This is a genomic window from Streptomyces sp. NPDC102451, from assembly GCF_044765485.1.
Classification (GTDB): domain Bacteria; phylum Actinomycetota; class Actinomycetes; order Streptomycetales; family Streptomycetaceae; genus Streptomyces.
Genome location: NZ_JBIWKD010000018.1, coordinates 14632 through 31701, shown reverse-complemented (window position 1 = coordinate 31701; position 17070 = coordinate 14632). Strand labels below are relative to the sequence as shown.

General features: G+C 71.0%; 12 protein-coding genes and 1 pseudogene. 3 read left to right on the top strand and 10 right to left on the bottom strand.

All coding sequences use genetic code 11. The features are described from left to right. Window positions 1-25: 25 nt before the first annotated feature. Window positions 26-991, top strand: a complete 966-nt coding sequence (locus ACIRD8_RS30375; protein ID WP_403998509.1) for a LysR substrate-binding domain-containing protein — start codon at window positions 26-28, stop codon at window positions 989-991. Window positions 992-1020: 29 nt separating this feature from the next. Here ACIRD8_RS30375 and ACIRD8_RS30370 read toward each other — a convergent pair whose 3' ends face one another. The 5 genes from ACIRD8_RS30370 to ACIRD8_RS30350 form a co-directional block, all read right to left on the bottom strand. Continuing rightward, on the bottom strand, window positions 1021-3417 hold the full coding sequence (locus tag ACIRD8_RS30370) for an FtsX-like permease family protein (RefSeq protein WP_403998506.1): 2397 nt from the start codon (window positions 3415-3417) through the stop codon (window positions 1021-1023). Then, entirely contained in the window at window positions 3414-4100 is a 687-nt protein-coding gene (locus ACIRD8_RS30365; RefSeq protein ID WP_403998503.1) for an ABC transporter ATP-binding protein, read from the bottom strand. The genes ACIRD8_RS30370 and ACIRD8_RS30365 overlap by 4 nt, the downstream gene beginning before the upstream one ends. Further along, entirely contained in the window at window positions 4097-4621 is a 525-nt protein-coding gene (locus tag ACIRD8_RS30360) for a PadR family transcriptional regulator (protein WP_403998501.1), read from the bottom strand. Before ACIRD8_RS30360 ends, ACIRD8_RS30365 begins: the two co-directional genes overlap by 4 nt. 188 nt (window positions 4622-4809) lie before the next feature. Further along, window positions 4810-5073: a hypothetical protein gene (locus tag ACIRD8_RS30355; protein WP_403998498.1), complete on the bottom strand. Its 264-nt coding sequence runs from the start codon at window positions 5071-5073 to the stop codon at window positions 4810-4812. Next, a complete protein-coding gene (locus ACIRD8_RS30350; RefSeq protein ID WP_403998495.1) occupies window positions 5070-6041 on the bottom strand; it encodes an SPFH domain-containing protein in 972 nt (323 codons plus the stop codon). The genes ACIRD8_RS30355 and ACIRD8_RS30350 overlap by 4 nt, the downstream gene beginning before the upstream one ends. 227 nt (window positions 6042-6268) lie before the next feature. Between ACIRD8_RS30350 and ACIRD8_RS30345 the strand changes: the two genes are divergently transcribed. Continuing rightward, a complete protein-coding gene (locus ACIRD8_RS30345) occupies window positions 6269-8500 on the top strand; it encodes a transglycosylase domain-containing protein (protein WP_403998492.1) in 2232 nt (743 codons plus the stop codon). 69 nt (window positions 8501-8569) lie between these two features. On the opposite strand, the pseudogene ACIRD8_RS30340 reads toward ACIRD8_RS30345, so the two are convergent. The 5 genes and pseudogenes from ACIRD8_RS30340 to ACIRD8_RS30320 form a co-directional block, all read right to left on the bottom strand. Next, window positions 8570-9727 (bottom strand): annotated as a pseudogene (locus ACIRD8_RS30340) (catalase). Window positions 9728-9841: 114 nt separating this feature from the next. After that, window positions 9842-11785, bottom strand: a complete 1944-nt coding sequence (locus ACIRD8_RS30335; RefSeq protein WP_403998489.1) for a SpoIIE family protein phosphatase — start codon at window positions 11783-11785, stop codon at window positions 9842-9844. Window positions 11786-12167: 382 nt separating this feature from the next. After that, window positions 12168-12920, bottom strand: a complete 753-nt coding sequence (locus ACIRD8_RS30330; RefSeq protein WP_403998486.1) for a DUF402 domain-containing protein — start codon at window positions 12918-12920, stop codon at window positions 12168-12170. A 44-nt stretch (window positions 12921-12964) separates the two neighbouring features. Beyond that, window positions 12965-14368, bottom strand: a complete 1404-nt coding sequence (locus ACIRD8_RS30325) for a class II fumarate hydratase (protein ID WP_403998785.1) — start codon at window positions 14366-14368, stop codon at window positions 12965-12967. Between the two features lie 149 nt (window positions 14369-14517). After that, a complete protein-coding gene (locus ACIRD8_RS30320; RefSeq protein ID WP_403998483.1) occupies window positions 14518-16188 on the bottom strand; it encodes a fumarate hydratase in 1671 nt (556 codons plus the stop codon). Window positions 16189-16379: 191 nt separating this feature from the next. Between ACIRD8_RS30320 and ACIRD8_RS30315 the strand changes: the two genes are divergently transcribed. Beyond that, window positions 16380-17051 carry a DUF1707 domain-containing protein gene (locus tag ACIRD8_RS30315; protein WP_403998480.1) on the top strand — a complete coding sequence of 224 codons (672 nt, stop codon included), beginning with the start codon at window positions 16380-16382 and terminating at the stop codon, window positions 17049-17051. The last annotated feature ends 19 nt before the right edge of the window (window positions 17052-17070 follow it).

Below are 17070 nucleotides of genomic sequence, written 5' to 3'. Positions count from 1 at the left end.
TCGGGATGATCGGAGGTGCCTATCAGTGGCGTACGTAAATCAGACTATGCGGGCCAAGCAGCCCAGCCTCTCGCAGCTGCGCGCCTTCGCGGCCGTGGCGGAACATCTCCACTTCCGGGACGCGGCGGCAGCAATCGGGATGAGTCAGCCGGCACTCTCCGGAGCGGTGTCCGCGCTGGAGGTGGCACTGGGTGTCCAGCTCATCGAGCGTACGACGCGGAAGGTGCTGCTCTCGCCCGCGGGGGAGCGCCTCGCGGTGCGGAGCCGGGTGGTGCTGGAGGCGCTCGGGGAGCTGATGGAGGAGGCCGAGGCGGTGCGCGCGCCGTTCACCGGGGTGCTCAGGCTCGGCGTGATCCCGACGGTCGCGCCGTATCTGCTGCCCGCCGTGCTCCGGCTGGTCCATGAGCGCTACCCGGACCTGGACCTCCAGGTCCACGAGGAGCAGACCTCCTCGCTGCTGGAGGGGCTGGCGGCCGGCCGGCTGGACCTGCTGCTGCTCGCGGTGCCGCTCGGGATGCCCGGGGTCACGGAACTTCCGCTGTTCGACGAGGACTTCGTGCTCGTCATGGAGAAGGAGCACCACCTGGCCGGGCGCACCGGCCTGCCGCGCGAGACGCTGCGCGACCTGCCGCTGCTGCTGCTCGACGAGGGGCACTGCCTGCGCGACCAGGCGCTGGACGTCTGCCGGGAGGCGGGGCGCACCCAGGGGGCGCCGGTGACGACGACCGCGGCCGGGCTCTCCACCCTGGTCCAGCTCGTCGCGGGCGGGCTCGGGGTGACGCTGCTGCCGCGTACGGCGGTGGCGGTGGAGACCGGGCGGAACGAGGCGCTGTCCACCGGCTACTTCAAGGGGCCGGCGCCCTCGCGGCGGGTGGCGCTGGCCGTGCGGACGGGCTCGGCGCGCCACGAGGAGTTCGAGGAGCTCGCCGTCGCGCTGCGCGGTGCGATGGAGGCACTGCCGGTACGCGTGGCGGCGGCCGGCCGGACCTGAGACCACGGGTCCGGCCGGCCGCCCGGACGCTATTCGCTGCGCAGCCCGTCGGGGCGCATCATGCGCCACAGCGGCGGCAGGGAGAGCAGGGTGACCAGGAGGATGAGGGCCGCGCCCGCACCTGCCAACGGCAGGAACAGGAACCAGTCCGAGACCTCCTTGTCGATCATCCAGCACAGGGTGGCGCCGAGGGCGAGACCGCCGGCCACCGCGACCAGCAGGCCGATGACCACCGGGATCGCCGTCTGCCACAGCACCGACCAGCCGAGGGTGACCCGTCGGGTGCCGAAGGCGACCAGGACCGACAGCAGCCGCTTGCGCTCACGGAGCTGCTCCAGCTGGGAGACCAGCATGGACGCGGCGATCAGCAGCAGGGTGGCGGTCGCGCCCACCTGGAGGCCGGTCTGGATGCTGGCGTACTGCCGGTCGCGCTCGACGGACATCATGGTCACCAGGCGCATGCCGGGGTCGATGCGGGCCGCCGTGTTGCGTACGTACTCGGCGGCGTCCGGGACGCTGTCGTCGATGCGGATCTGCGAGACGGTGATCGCGCCCGGCAGGGTGGTCGCGTCGATCGCCCCGGGGGTGACCATGATCCCCCAGCGGTCCTCGCCGACCGGGTCCTTGCGGCTCGTCACGGTCTTCGCGTCGGCCGGCAGCGTCCAGCGCAGCGACTTGCTGCTGCCCGAGTCGAACTGGACCACCTCGCCCTTGCGGGCGGTCTGGTCCATCCAGTCCGCCATGTCCTTGTCGCCCCTGGGGTGCACCACGAAGGTGTCGCCGTCCTCGCAGGAGTCGATGCGGGCGACCTCGCGCAGGGTGGCGCAGTCGCCGACGCTGAAGGAGGTGGTGGGCTGGATGTCGTCCTCGGAGTACTTCCCCGGCTTGGTGGCGTACGCCTCGACCATGCCGATGACCTGGGTGACGCCCCTGGTGGCGCGGAACTCCTTGATCGTCCGCACGGCGGCGTCGCCGCTGACCTGCTCCGACGAGGCGTAGAACTGGGCGCGGGTGGTGTCCTGCCCGGTGGCCTTGTTGAAGTCGGCGTTCATCGCGGCGAACAGCATCTGCACGGCCACCGCGCCGGCCACCGCCACGGTGACGCCGCTCACCGCGCGGGAGGCCGCTCCGCTGCTCAGCTGGAGCCTGCGGGTGGCGAGCTGCCAGGGCACCGGGCCGCCGCGCAGCCGGTTCACGCAGGCTTCGACCAGCCACGGCAGCAGCAGGGCGAGCCCGACGAGGACCAGGACCGCGCCGCCGGCGATGGCGTACGGGTTCACGACCTGGTACTCGCCGGCCTTGCCGGTGAGCCCGAACACGCCGAGCCCCGCGAGCGGGAACAGCAGCCGCCACCACAGGCGGCGCTTGCGGGCCCGGCTGTTGCGTACGACCCCGAGCGGTTCGATGACCACCGAGCGCATCGCGGTCAGCGTGACGAGCACCGCGGTCAGCGGGACGGCGAGTGCGATGAGCAGGCACAGCCGCGGGTCGGGGGCGAGGTCGGCGGGGAAGGCGCTGACGTCCCAGATCTCCACGTAGCCGACGAACTGGCGTCCTGTCAGGAACAGTGCCAGTCCGACGAGAAGGCCGAGCAGTGAGCCGAAGAAGGCCTCGCCGGCCGCGATCCGGCGGGTCGACCGGATGTCCGTACCGACCAGGCGCAGGGCGGCGAGCCGGCGGTCGCGGCGGTCGCCGCCGAAGCGTACGGCGGTGGCGATGAAGATGGCGACGGGTGCCAGCAGCACCACGCAGACCATGATCACCAGCACGATGAGCAGCGGGGCGAGCGGTGGGTTCGGGCCGGGGTCGCCGTATCCGGTGAGCCGGTGGCCGCCCGCGGCCGTGGTCAGGGTGTCGCTGCCTGCGTAGAACCACAGTTCGCCGGGTGAGCGCAGCCCCTCGTCCGCGATCGTGCCGGTCACCTCGTACGGAAAACGCTCCTTGAGCAGGGCGTTGTCCGGGGAGTCCAGCAGGTCCTTCAGGGCGGGGGAGGCCACCATCTCGCCGGCCGCCGGCATGGCGTCGATGCCCGGCGGGAGGACCGGGTGGTCGCCCTCGGCGCGCATCAGATAGCCGGTGATGGTGCGGTCGTGGTACTCGGAGTCCGCCGAGATCCGCAGGACCGAGCTGTCCGACTTCTTCCCCTGCGCGTCGGGGTTCTCGGAGATCTTGGTCTCGCTGCGGGCCTGGTCGCGGGCGTTGCGCGCGTCGAGCGCGTGCGGCACGGAGGCGGCGAGGAACAGGAGCGTCACCCCGAGGCCGACGCCCACGGCGGTGAGCAGGGTGCGGGTCCAGCCCTCGCGGCCGCCGCCGACGGCGAAGCGGACGCCGAGGGCGAGGTCGCGCAGCCAGGGCGGGGTGCGGGAGGGGCGGGCCGGCGGTGCGGGTGCGGGTGTCGGGGTCCGCTTCTCGTCGAGCAGCGTCATATGGCGTGCTCCAGGTCGCGGGCCCGGCCGTCGCGCACGGTGACGTCGCGGTCGGAGTAGGCGGCGACACGGGCCTCGTGGGTCACCAGGACCACGGCGACGTTGGCGGACCGGGCCGTCTCGGTGAGCAGCTGCATGACGCGCTCGCCGTTGAGGGAGTCGAGGGCGCCGGTCGGCTCATCGGCGAAGACCACCTTCGGGGACGCGGCCAGCGCACGGGCCACGGCGACGCGCTGGCCCTGGCCGCCGGAGACCTCGCCGGGGCGCTTGGCCCCGAGGTCCTCGACCTCCAGACGCTCCATCCACTCCAGTGCGGTGCGCTCGGCGGCCTTGCGCCGGGTGCCGTTCAGCCGGAGCGGCAGTGCCACGTTCTCCACGCAGGTCAGCTCGGGGACGAGCTGGCCGAACTGGAACACGAAGCCGAAATCGCTGCGGCGCAGGGCGCTGCGCTCGGCGTCGGACATCGCGGACAGGTCCCGGCCCGCGTAGGTGATGGTGCCGGAGTCGGGGGTGATGATCCCGGCGAGGCAGTGCAGCAGGGTCGACTTGCCGGAGCCGGAGGGGCCCATCACGGCGACGACCTCGCCGGGGTGGACGGAGAACGAGGCGCCGTCGAGCGCGGGTGTCGACCCGTAGGTCTTGCGCAGGTCGTGGGCGGCGAGCAGGGAGCCGGCGGGGGTCACGGGGCCACCACCTCGGCGAGCTTGCCGAGCCGTGCGGCGGTCAGTTCCAGCCACCGCAGATCGGCTTCCAGGTGGAACAGGGCGTGGTCGCAGATCAGCTGGTCGGCGAGGTCACCCTTGCGCTTGCGGTCGGTGAGGATGCGCATCATGCGCAGGTGCTCGGAGCGCTGGGCGTCCAGTACGTCGGCGGCGCTGCGGCCGGTGAGCATGGCCAGGACGACCTTGGTGTACAGGGTCGACTGGAGGTACGGCTCCGGCTTCTCGGGCTGCGCCAGCCAGGTGGCGACGTCGGTGATGCCCGCGTCCGTGATGGCGTACCGCTTGCGCTCGGGGCCGCCGTCCGTCTCGACCCCGTCGACCTCGACGAGCCCGTTCTTGAGCAGGCGGGACATGGTCGCGTAGACCTGCCCGTAGTGCAGGGGACGATCGTGCCCGAACTTCTCGTCGAAGGCGCGCTTGAGGTCGTAACCGTGGCGGGGGCCGGACTCCAGGAGCCCGAGGAGGGTGTGACCGATTGACATGCCCCGCACTGTACACGTTGTGTATACCCGGCATGTATACGCCCCCGGCGCCCGGGACGCAGGGGGCGAATTCAAGCCCGTCCGGCGATTGAGGACACCCGGGCCCGGAGTGCGGGCCACCAGGGGCTCCGCCCCCGGACCCCCGCGCCTCAATCGCCGGCGGGGCTTGAATGGGCGGGCCGGGAGAGTCACTCCGGCGGTGGCTCCGGCGGCGCGCTCTTCGGGGGCCGCCCCCGGCGGGCGATCGGGGACGCCCCGCCCGGAAGCCGGCCCGCCTCCGACAGCGCCCGCCGCAGCAGGAACTCGATCTGCGCGTTCGCGCTGCGGAGCTCGTCCGAGGCCCACCGAGCCAGCGCATCGTGCACCGCCGGATCGAGCCGCAGCAGCATCTGCTTACGGGTGGGCCCGCGCCGGGCCCCCCGGTCGGGAGGAGGAGCCGCGTCGTCGGTCACTGGTAGAGCGACCCCGTGTTCAGGACCGGCTGCGCCGCACGGTCACCGCACAGCACCACCATCAGGTTGCTGACCATGGCCGCCTTCCGCTCGGAGTCGAGCTCGACGATGTCCTGCTCCGCGATCCGGGTCAGCGCCATCTCGACCATGCCCACCGCGCCCTCGACGATCTGCTGACGCGCCGCGACGACCGCCCCCGCCTGCTGCCGCTGGAGCATCGCCGAGGCGATCTCGGGGGCGTACGCGAGGTGGCTGAAGCGGGACTCGATGATGCGGACGCCCGCCGCCTGCACCCGCGCGGTGAGCTCCACCGCGAGCTTCTCGGTGATCTCCTCGGCGTTGCCCCGCAGGGAGAGCCCGCCCTCCTCGTGGGCGTCGTACGGGTACTCGATCGCGATGTGCCGGACGGCCGCCTCGGTCTGGGTGGCCACGAACTCCAGGAAGTCGTCCACCTCGAAGAGCGCCTGCGCGGTGTCCTCGACCTTCCAGACGACGATCGCCGCGAGCTCGATCGGGTTGCCGTAGGCGTCGTTGACCTTCAGGACGGCCGTCTCGTGGTTACGGACCCGGGTGGAGATCTTGCGGCTGGACGTCAGCGGGTTGATCCAGCGCAGGCCGTCCGCGCGGATCGTGCCGACGTAGCGGCCGAAGAGCTGGATGACCCGGGCCTCGCCCGGAGCGACCATCTTCACACCGCTCATGCAGAAGAAGGAGGCGATGGTCAGGAGCAGCCCGAGGATGAAGAGCGGTATGCCGACTCCGTTGTGGCCGTCGGAGCCGAGAACGCCGCCGATGATGGCCAGGGCCACGCCGAGGAAGACCCCGAGGACCGTGAGCAGCAGGCCGAGACCGCCGGGGATGGAGTGGGCGGTCACCTCCCTGACCTGGGGCGCGGGCATCTCGGGCGTGTCAGGCGTCAGTTCGGCGCCGGGGCCGGTGGCGCCGGGAAGGTCGTGCGGTGCGGACATGGGTCCCCCCGTTCCGTGCGGCTTATCACCGCGCTAGCAATGTGATTACACATTAACGCCCCTCGCAACCTTGCGCACCTCTCGTGAGTCGGTTCCTTCAGAACCGGGTGCTGATTCTCACGTCCGGAAAAGGCCGGATCGCTTGTCTTTTGTCCAGGCTTTCGGTGTTAGCTGGCAGGTCTGACTGGCCGGAGCGGTACGAGCAGAAGAACAGGAGCACCACAGCGATGGGTCGAGCGGAAGCGCGACGAGCCCAGGGGCGGGAAGCGCGCCGGGCCGCCAGGGGCGGTGGCATACGCCGGCTCTTCACCTGGCGGAAGATGCTGGGCACCTTCTTCGGGCTCTGCCTGCTCGTGATGGGCGCCTTCGCGGCGCTCTACGTCTACGTGGACGTGCCTGAGGCCAACGCCCAGGCCCAGAAGCAGAGCAACGTGTACAAGTACAGCGACGGCACGCTCCTGGCTCGGACCGGCAAGGGTGTCAACCGCGAGATAGTCGACCTCGGCGTCGTACCGAAGAAGGTCCAGCACGCGTTCGTCGCCGCCGAGAACAAGTCCTTCTACCGGGACCAGGGCGTCGACCTCAAGGGCACCACGCGAGGCCTGCTCAACACCCTCTCCGGCAAGGGCAAGCAGGGTGGCTCCACGATCACCCAGCAGTACGTGAAGAACTACTACCTCACGCAGGACCAGACGGTCAGCCGCAAGCTCAAGGAGCTGGTGATCTCCCTCAAGGTCGACCAGCGCATGAAGAAGGACGACATCCTCGCCGGGTACCTCAACACCGTCTACTATGGACGTGGCGCGAGCGGCATCCAGGCGGCGGCCCAGGCCTACTACGGTGTGGACGCCAAGGACCTCGACACCTCCCAGGGCGCCTATCTCGCGGCCCTGCTCCAGGCGCCCAGCCAGTACGACTGGGCGAACGCCACGCCCACCGGCAAGAAGCTCGTCAAGGAGCGCTGGGCCTACACGCTGAACAACATGGTCGACGAGGGCTGGCTGGACCGGGCCGAGCGGGACAAGCTGACGTTCCCCGTCCCGGACGCGCCCAAGGCGGCCCCGGGCATGGAGGGCCAGACCGGCTATCTCGTCGAGGCCGCGAACCGCGAGATGGAGCGCCAGGGCATCACCGAGGAGATGCGGGAGGCCGGCGGCTGGACGATCACCCTCAACATCGACAAGAAGCGGCAGAAGCAGCTGGAGAAGTCGGTCGACCAGCAGCTGGAGGACCAGCTCGACCGCAAGAACAACAAGGTCGACTCGACCGTCCAGGCCGGTGCCACGTCCGTGGACCCGAAGACCGGGAAGGTCGTCGCGCTGTACGGCGGTGTCGGCGCGACCGAGCACTACATCTCCAACGCCACCCGCCGGGACTACCAGCCGGCCTCCACCTTCAAGCCGCTGGTGCTCGCCTCCGCGCTGGAGAACGAATCGACCACCCAGGACGGCGACCTGATCGGCCTGAACACGGTCTACGACGGCACCAGCAAGCGCCCGGTCGTCGGCAGCGACACCCCGTTCGCCCCGGAGAACGAGGACGACCGCAGCTACGACAGCCCGACCGTCCGGACGGCGATGGACAAGTCGATCAACTCGGTCTTCGCGCAGATGGTCGTCGACGTCACCCCGGCCGCGGTGAAGAGGACCGCCCTCGACCTGGGCGTGCCGGACGAGAACTTCCCCGAGCGCCCCGCGATCACCCTGGGCACCATGAACGCCTCGACGTGGGACATGGCCGGCGTCTACGCCACGCTCGACAACCACGGCAAGAAGGTCACCCCGACCATCGTGAAGTCCGCCGAGCACCGCGACCGCACCATGGAGCCCGTCGACGGGGTGGGCAGCCAGGTGATCAGCCGGGCGTCCGCGGACACGGTGACGCAGGCGCTGACCGAGGTCGTCGACGTCGGCTCGGGGCACGAGGCGAACACCTCCGCCTACGACGCGGCGGGCAAGACGGGCACGTCGGAGAACAACAAGGCGGCGTGGTTCGCCGGCTACACCCCGGAGCTCACGACCGTCGTCGCCCTGTACGGCGAGTCGACCAAGGAGGGCGGCGGCCAGGTCAGCCTCACCGGCACGGCCAACTCCGGCCGGGCCAACGGCGGCGGATTCCCCGCGAAGATCTGGGCGGACTACACCCTGGGCGCACTCGGCGGCGGTTCGGACGCCACCTTCGACCTGGAGGGCGTGGAGAGCGGTGAGACGGCGGTGACCGAGACCCCCTCCACCACCCCGTCCGAGACCGAGGAGCCGTCGGAGACCCCCTCCGAGGAGCCCGAGACGCCCACCGAGTCGCCGAGCGAGACAGCCGGCGAGGAGTCGCCGCCGGCCGAGACGCCGAGCGAGACCCCTTCCGGGGAGCCGAGCGGGAGTCCCAGCGCCACGAAGGACCCCGACGACGGGGACCAGCCGCCGGGCGAGCGCCCGGGCAGCGACAGCCTGCTGGGGCAGTAGCGACGGCTGAGGGGCGGATGGCTGAGGGGCGGGTGCCGGCCGGCACCCGCCCCTCAGCCGTGTCCGGCGTCAGCCGCCGTTGACCTTCGTCGCGACACGGTCACCGAGACCCTTGTCCACGTTGCGCCAGTACTGCACGGCACGCTCCAGGACCGGCTTGCTCACGCCGTCCAGCAGATGCCCGGCGATGTTGGAGACGAGCCGCTCGCGCGCCGCGTCGTCCAGCACCTCGCGCACCAGGGTGCCGGGCTGCCCCCAGTCGTCGTCCTCGCTGCGCAGCTTGTACGCCTCGTGGACCATCTCGCCCGCCGAGGCCCAGCCCGCCGGGTCGCCGTAGCGCTCGGTGTCGGCCGCCGGCCCGCCGTACGAGTTCGGCGCGTAGACCGCCCCGGTGCGAGACGGCTCGTACCGCATGGGTCCGTCCTTCGCGTACGAGTGGACGGCCGAACGCGGCCGGTTCGGTGGCAGCTGCTGGTAGTTCGGCCCGATCCGGTACCGGTGGGTGTCCGGGTACGAGAACAGCCGGCCGAGCAGCATCTTGTCGGGCGAGGGACCGATCCCGGGGACCATGTTCGACGGCTCGAACGAGGCCTGCTCGATGTGGACGAAGAAGTCCTCGGGATTCTTGTTCAGCGTCATCCGGCCGACCTCGATCAGCGGGTAGTCGCCCTGCGGCCACACCTTGGTCAGGTCGAACGGGTTGAACCGGTAGTCCGGAGCGTCGTCGAACGGCATGATCTGGACCTTCAGGGTCCAGCTCGGGAAATCACGGCGCTCGATCGACTCGAACAGGTCACGGCGGTGGACGTCACCGTCCGTGAGGAGACCGGCGTGTTGTTGCCGACCAGGTCGTAGTTCCCGTGCTCCGTGTAGAACTTCAGTGCGAATCCACGGGGTCACGCCGGTGTCGGGCGACCCCTGCTCACCGGCGACGGTGGAGAAGCGGGCGAGCATCTCGGTGCGCCTGCCCGGCTGGAAAAGATCCGCCTTGGTGAACTGGCTGACATCGTTCGTCACTTCGAAGGTGCCGTAAGCACCGCTGCCCTTGGCGTGGACCACGCGTTCGGGGACCCGTTCACGGTTGAACTGGGCCATCTTCTCGATTAGGTAGTGGTCCTGGAGCAGCACCGGTCCGTCCGGTCCGACGGTGAGCGAGTGTTCGTCGCTCTCCACCGGGATCCCGGCATTGTTCGTGGTGTACGGAACCTTCTGGGCTTCCTGGGTCAGGAGCGTCCTCCCGTCGGGGTGGGGTATCGGTCAGGTCGCTTCGTTCACGACTGAAGTCAACTCCGCCGACGGGAGGTCGGCAACACGTGAAACGGGAGGAGACGGTACGAACCCCTACGGAGTGGCCATCTCGAACCAGACCACCTTGCCCGTCGACAGCCGGGTCGCCCCCCACCGCCTGGCCAGCCGGTTGACCAGGAACAGCCCGCGCCCGCCCTCGTCCGTCTCCCGGGCGCGCCGCTGCCGGGGCAGCTGCGGGGAGTCGTCGCCGACCTCGCAGCGCAGGATGTCCGTACGCAGCAGCCGCAGCGTCACCGGCCGCTCCGCATAGCGCACGGCATTGGTCACCACCTCGCTGACCAGCAGCTCCACCTCGTCCGAGAGATCGTCCAGACCCCACCGGCTCAGCGCCCTGCGGGCCAGCCTGCGGGCCCGGCCGGGCGCCGCGTCCTCCGGCTCCAGGAACCAGTACGCGACATCGCTCGGCGCGATCCCGTCGAAGCGTGCGGCCAGCAGAGCGATGTCGTCGTCCCGGTCGCCGGGGCCGAGCATGTCCAGCACGTCGTCGCAGAGCGCCTCCAGCGGCGGCGAATGGTCCGGGCCGGTCAGCTGCGCGGTGGCGGCGAGCCGCTCCCGCAGGATCTCGATGCCCGTCCAGACGTCCCGCAGCCGGGACTCCACCAGACCGTCCGTGTACAGCAGCAGCGTGGCCCCCGCCGGGGCGTCCAGCTCGACCGCCTCGAAATCGACCCCGCCGACACCGATCGGTGCGCCCGGCGGCACCCGCAGCACCTCGGCCCGGCCGCCCAGGTGGAGCAGCACGGGCGGCGGATGGCCCGCGTTGGCGATGGTGATGCGGTGGGCGACGGGGTCGTACACCGCGTACAGGCAGGTCGCCATGCGGTCGCTGCCGAGCCGCTGCGCCTGTTCGTCCAGATGGTGCAGGACCTCCTGCGGGGGCAGGTCGAGGCCGGCCAGGGTCTGCGCGGTGGTGCGCAGCTGGCCCATGATCGCCGCGGACGTCATGGAGTGCCCCATCACGTCACCGACGACCAGGGCGACCCTGCTGCCGGGCAGCGGGATCGCGTCGTACCAGTCCCCGCCGACCCGGGCCGTCTCGGCGGCCGGGAGGTAGCGCGAGGCCAGGCGTACGCCGGTGGGCTGCGGCAGGGAGTCGGGGAGCATCGTGCGCTGGAGTTCGTCGGCGATGTACGCCTCACGGCCGTACAGCACGGCCTTGTCGATGCCCAGCGCGGTGTGCGTGGCCAGCTGGGCCGCGACCAGGAGGTCGTTCGCCTCGAACGGCGGACGGTCCGTGCCCCGCAGGAAGACGGCGGCGCCGATCACCCGGCGGCGGCCCCGCAGCGGAGCCAGGATCGCGCGGTGCCCGGTCGGCACGGTCCGTCCGGCACCCAGCAGCTCGGGCAGGGCGACACGGGCCGCAGCGGAGTCCCCGAAGACGGGCCGCACCCCGCGCAGCACCTCGGCGAGCGCCCCGCCCGCCCGGATCTCGCACAGGTCGGCGGCGGGCAGCAGCCCGGCCTGCGGGTCGGTGACGGACAGCCGCAGCCGCTCGCCCTCCGGCCCGCTCTCGCTCTCCTCGTCGGCCAGCCGCAGCCGGTCGGTGCGCCGCAGCCGCAGCACGAAGGGGCTGACGGGCCGCTCGTCGCCCACCGGGAGCGGGTCGCGGAGGTAGACGAGTATGGCGTCGGAGAACGTGGGCACGCTTGCCCGGCACAGGCCCAGCACGATCTCGTCCAGGTCTATGCCGCGCGCGATCCGGCGGGTCGCCGCGCCGACGAAACGCAGCCGGTCCCCCTCGCGGCGGCTGACCGTCTGCGTGTCGGCGACGGGCGTGGCGGCATCGGGGCCGGGCGCCGGACTCGGTACGGCGCCCGGGACCGGGCCCTTCGCCGGGTGAGGCACCGGGGAAGGGCCGGGGATCGCGGCGGTGGCAGCGGCGCCCGGCGGGGCCTCCTCCTGCCGGGGCCGGGCGCGTTCCTGCGGCCGGGCGGCGAGGGGCTGCCGGCCTTCGTGGGAGGTGGGGTGCTCCGTCACGCGTGGGATTCCGTCCGTCCGGGCCGGTTGTATGAGGCAATCACCTCGGGGGGCTGCGCCACTGTGCCCCGGCAAGAGCGGTGAGAACAACGGCTGTCACCGGATGCCCTCGGAAAAGGGGCCGAAACCGTACGGCCACCAGGTCGACCGGTAAGGGTTCCTCCGGCGGCTGGGCAGCGGACAGCGAACACGTCTCCACCCCTCGTAAGTGGTTCGTGCGACGCACGGTCCGCCCGGCTCCGTGGGCCGTGCGACTCATGCGGTGCGTGCGGTGACTGGTGGTCAGGCCCCTGGCCGGTCACGCCGGTTGTGGCACATCGGTCCGGCGGAGCGGTCGTGGAGGGCGATCCTACGTTTGCCCCCCTGGGGTGCATCAAGGGTCTCACGGCGGCGTGGGGGCAGGGGTGCGGTCCCAGTCATCAGGCAACGGGGGCACCTGCCAGCGGGGGTCGGGCCGCCAGTGCTCCCAGCCGTCGCTGAACGGCGTGCCCCAGCGCTGGATCACCTCGACGGCCGCCAGCCCCGCCTCCCGCACCCGCCGTGCGGTGGCCTCGTCCATCAGCCCGACCCGCTGCGCCTGTGCGAACTCGTCCTCGTCGAGCCACTCCCAGCTGTGGTCGGGACGTACCGAGATGTCCAGGAAATGGTCCTGCGAATCGACCCCGCCCGCCCAGCGTGAGCGAGGCTCCTCGAGGTTGACGTACCAGTTGCGGAAGAGCCAGCCGCGGTCCCAGAACAGCCAGACCGACCAGGGGTCGCCCGGCCGGGCGAGCTTCAGCACACCCGAGCCGAACCACCGGGAGCGCACCGTCGTGCGCGGGCGTGTGTAGCGGGTGGCGAGCGGCTCGGCGTGCACCTGGGTGCCGTCGGCGAGGACGGGTTTCACGCACTCGGTGCCGGACGCCATCCACACCGCCAGTAGCTCGTCGGTGTCCTGGACGACGGTGACCGGCCGGCAGATGTGGACCGCCTGACCGCCACCGCCACTGCCACCGGCGTTGCCGTGGCCGTTGCCGGGACGGGGTCTTCCGTTGTCCCGGTAGCGCCAGAGGATCCGGTCCCCGGGCGACCAGCGCCCGCCGTCCCCCGCACCCGCCCCGGTGCCTGCTCCCGTACCCGCTTCCGTCGCTGTCATGAAGAGATCTTAGGGACGCGCCCGCCCGCACGGTGCGTTACGCGTCAGGGTCGGGTCATACGCAACACGTCCAGGGCCTCGTCGAGCTGTTCCAGCGTCAGGTCGCCGCGCTCGACGTATCCTCCGGCCAGCACGGTCTCCCTGATCGTCGTGCCGTCGGCCAGGGACTTCTTGGCGACCTTCGCCGCCTGCTCGTAGCCGATGTACTTGTTCAGCGGGGTCACGACCGAGGGCGAGGACTCCGCGTACTGCCGGGCCCGCTCCACATGGGCCGTGATGCCGTCGACCGTACGGTCGGCGAGCAGCCGGGAGGCGTTGGTGAGCAGCCGCACCGACTCCAGCAGGTTCTTCGCGATCACCGGGAGCATGACGTTGAGCTCGAAGTTGCCGGCCGCTCCCGCGACGGCGACCGTGGCGTCGTTGCCCGTGACCTGGGCCGCGACCATCAGCACGGCCTCGGGGATGACCGGATTGACCTTCCCCGGCATGATCGAGGACCCCGGCTGCAGGTCAGGCAGGCTGATCTCGGCCAGACCGGTGCGGGGCCCGGAGGCCATCCAGCGGAGGTCGTTGGAGATCTTGGTGAGCGATACGGCGATGGTACGGAGCTGGCCCGACGCCTCGACGAGCCCGTCCCGGGCGCCCTGCGCCTCGAAGTGGTTCCGGGCCTCGGTGAGCGGCAGCCCGGTGGAGCGGGCGACCTCGGCGATCACCGCGGCGGAGAAGCCGGGCGGGGTGTTGATCCCCGTGCCCACCGCGGTTCCGCCCAGGGGGAGTTCGGCGAGCCGGGGGAGCGAGGCGTGCAGCCGCTCGACGCCGTGGCGGATCTGCGCCGCGTAACCGCCGAACTCCTGGCCCAGGGTGACGGGGGTGGCGTCCATCAGGTGCGTACGGCCCGACTTCACGACCTCCGAGAATTCGGCTGATTTCCGCTCCAGGGATGCAGCCAGGTGTTCGAGCGCCGGGATCAGGTCCGCGGTGACGGCGGCGGTCGCGGCGATGTGGATCGACGACGGGAACACGTCGTTCGACGACTGGGAGGCGTTGACGTGGTCGTTGGGGTGGACCTCGCGCCCCAGCCGCTCCGTGGCGAGCGTCGCCACGACCTCGTTGGTGTTCATGTTGGACGACGTGCCGGAGCCCGTCTGGAACACGTCGACGGGGAAGTGCTCGTCCCAGCGCCCCGCCACCACCTCCGCGGCGGCCTCCTGGATTGCGTCCGCGATGTCCGGATCCAGCACCTTCAGCTCGGCGTTGACCTTGGCCGCCGCGGCCTTGATCCGGCCCAGGGCCTCGATGTGGGCCCGCTCCAGCCGTTGCCCCGAGACGGGGAAGTTCTCCACCGCGCGCTGTGTCTGCGCCCGCCACTTCGCGTGGACGGGCACCTTCACCTCGCCCATCGAGTCGTGCTCGACGCGGTACTGCGTGTCCTCGGCCGGTTCGCCCATGGTGTTCATACCTCCTGCCGGTGCGAGCACGGTCCGCGCCCGCCGTATTCCCCGCTCCCTCTGCTACCCGCTGCCCGGCCGTGTGCCCCTCCGGACACGCCGGAGGGGCGCGACCCGTCACCGGTCGCGCCCCTCCGTCAGGTGTGCGGTCAGCCGAGGCCGGGGCCGCGGACCGGGATGCTGGTGAAGGTCGGCGCCGGGGCGGGCTCGGTGAAGAAGTCGTTGCCCTTGTCGTCGACCACGATGAACGCGGGGAAGTCCTCGACCTCGATCCGCCAGACCGCCTCCATGCCGAGCTCCTCGTACTCGACGACCTCGACCTTCTTGATGCAGTCCTGGGCGAGACGCGCGGCGGGGCCGCCGATCGAGCCGAGGTAGAAGCCGCCGTGCGCGTCGCACGCGTCGGTGACCTGCTTGGACCGGTTGCCCTTGGCGAGCATCACCTTGGAGCCGCCCGCCGCCTGGAACTGCGCGACGTAGCTGTCCATGCGGCCGGCCGTCGTCGGGCCGAAGGAGCCGGAGGCGTAACCCTCGGGGGTCTTCGCCGGGCCCGCGTAGTACACCGGGTGGTCCTTGAGGTACTGCGGCATCTCCTCGCCCGCGTCCAGCCGCTCCTTGATCTTGGCGTGCGCGATGTCGCGCGCCACGACCAGCGGGCCGGTCAGCGAGAGCCGGGTCTTGACCGGGTACTTGGTCAGCTCGGCCAGCACCTCGTCCATCGGCCGGTTGAGGTCGATCTCCACGACGTCCCCGCCGGCCTCGTCGAGGTGCTCGTCGGTGGTGTCGGGGAGGAAGCGCGCCGGGTCCTTCTCCAGCTGCTCCAGGAAGACGCCCTCGGCGGTGATCTTCGCGGTGGCCTGGCGGTCGGCCGAGCAGGACACGGCGATGGCGACGGGCAGCGAGGCGCCGTGCCGGGGCAGGCGGACGACCCGCACGTCGTGGCAGAAGTACTTGCCGCCGAACTGGGCGCCGATACCGATCTTCTGCGTCAGCTCGAAGACCTTCTCCTCCAGCTCCTTGTCCCGGAAGCCGTGGCCGGTCGGGGAGCCCTCGGCGGGCAGCTCGTCCAGGTAGTGCGCGGAGGCGTACTTCGCGGTCTTCAGCGCGAACTCCGCCGACGTACCGCCGACGACGATCGCCAGGTGGTACGGCGGGCAGGCCGCCGTACCCAGCGAACGGATCTTCTCCTCCAGGAACTTCATCATGGAGGCCTCGTTGAGGACCGCCTTCGTCTCCTGGTAGAGGAACGACTTGTTGGCCGAGCCGCCGCCCTTCGCCATGAAGAGGAACTTGTACGCGCCGCCGTCGGTGGCGTACAGCTCGATCTGGGCCGGGAGGTTCGAGCCGGTGTTCTTCTCGTCCCACATGGTCAGCGGGGCCATCTGCGAGTAGCGCAGGTTGAGCTTGGTGTACGCGTCGAAGATGCCGTGCGACAGGGCCTCCTCGTCACCGCCCTCGGTCAGCACGTTCTGCCCGCGCTTGCCCATGACGATCGCCGTACCGGTGTCCTGGCACATCGGCAGGACGCCCGCGGCGGCGATGTTCGCGTTCTTCAGGAGGTCCAGCGCGACGAACTTGTCGTTGGACGAGGCCTCGGGGTCGTCCACGATGCGGCGCAGCTGCGCCAGGTGGGCGGGGCGCAGGTAGTGCGAGATGTCGTGCATGGCCTCGGCGGCCAGCGTGCGCAGGGCCTCCGGAGCCACCTTGAGGAACGTACGGCCGTCGGCCTCGAAGGTCGAGACGCCGTCGGCGGTCACCAGCCGGTACGGCGTGGTGTCCTCTCCCAGGGGGAGCAGATCGGAGTACGCAAACTCTGGCATTACGGCCATTCCTCACTCGGCGACAGCAGCTGACCACCCTTGGGCAGCGCATCCACCAGGGTAGAACGCCGCCGACGCGCCGGGCCTGTGAGGTAAGGCTCACCCCGGAACGCTTGATCCCGTACGGCCGATTCCGCGCAAGGCCGGAGAGGTACTGGTCGCGATCTATCGCGTTTGGGTACGCTGGGCCGGTGGACCTCGAGAAGCAGCCCCAGCAGCCCGTCGCTCCGGCCGGTCCCGCGCCCGCCGGAATCCGCGCCTCCGACGCGGACCGTGACCGGATCGCGGACATCCTCCGGGACGCCGTGGCCGAGGGCCGGCTGACCGCCGAGGAGCATGCCGAGCGGGTCGACCTCGTCTACCGGGCCAAGACCGTCGGCGAGCTGGAGCCGCTGGTCCAGGACCTGCCGGCGGCGGGCGGCGCGGCCCGGCCGGCCGCCTCGCCCTACAGCTACGGCCCCGAGGCGGCGACCGGCCCCGCCGAGAACCTGGTGGCGGTCTTCAGCAGCTCCACCCGCAGGGGCCGTTGGCGCGTCGGCGGGCGTACGAACGCGTTCTCGCTCTTCGGCAGCGTGGAGATCGACCTGACCGAGGCCCTGTTCGGCCAGCGTCTGACCGTCATCAACGCGACGTCCATCTTCGGCAGCGTCGAGATCAAGGTCCCCGAGAACATCTCGCTGCGCGGCAGCGGGACGGGCATTTTCGGCAATTTCGAGGTCGACACTCTGGAATCCACCGACCCGGAAGCCCCGGTGGTCGTCGTGAACGGCTACTCGGTGTTCGGGACCGTCGAGGCAAAGCCCAAGCGTGGCAAGCTCATCACCAATCTCCACAAGCAGTTGCGCAAGCACCTCGGCCACTGAGGCCGGGTGGCCGGTTCAC

Bases quoted from the DNA above. Each gene is read 5' to 3' on its own strand.
- ACIRD8_RS30370 (WP_403998506.1), bottom strand. From the start codon at position 3,417: ATGACGCTGCTCGACGAGAAGCGGACCCCGACACCCGCACCCGCACCG.
- ACIRD8_RS30360 (WP_403998501.1), bottom strand. From the start codon at position 4,621: ATGTCAATCGGTCACACCCTCCTCGGGCTCCTGGAGTCCGGCCCCCGC.
- ACIRD8_RS30350 (WP_403998495.1), bottom strand. From the start codon at position 6,041: ATGTCCGCACCGCACGACCTTCCCGGCGCCACCGGCCCCGGCGCCGAA.
- ACIRD8_RS30345 (WP_403998492.1), top strand. From the start codon at position 6,269: ATGGGTCGAGCGGAAGCGCGACGAGCCCAGGGGCGGGAAGCGCGCCGG.
- ACIRD8_RS30330 (WP_403998486.1), bottom strand. From the start codon at position 12,920: ATGACAGCGACGGAAGCGGGTACGGGAGCAGGCACCGGGGCGGGTGCG.
- ACIRD8_RS30325 (WP_403998785.1), bottom strand. From the start codon at position 14,368: ATGGGCGAACCGGCCGAGGACACGCAGTACCGCGTCGAGCACGACTCG.
- ACIRD8_RS30320 (WP_403998483.1), bottom strand. From the start codon at position 16,188: ATGCCAGAGTTTGCGTACTCCGATCTGCTCCCCCTGGGAGAGGACACC.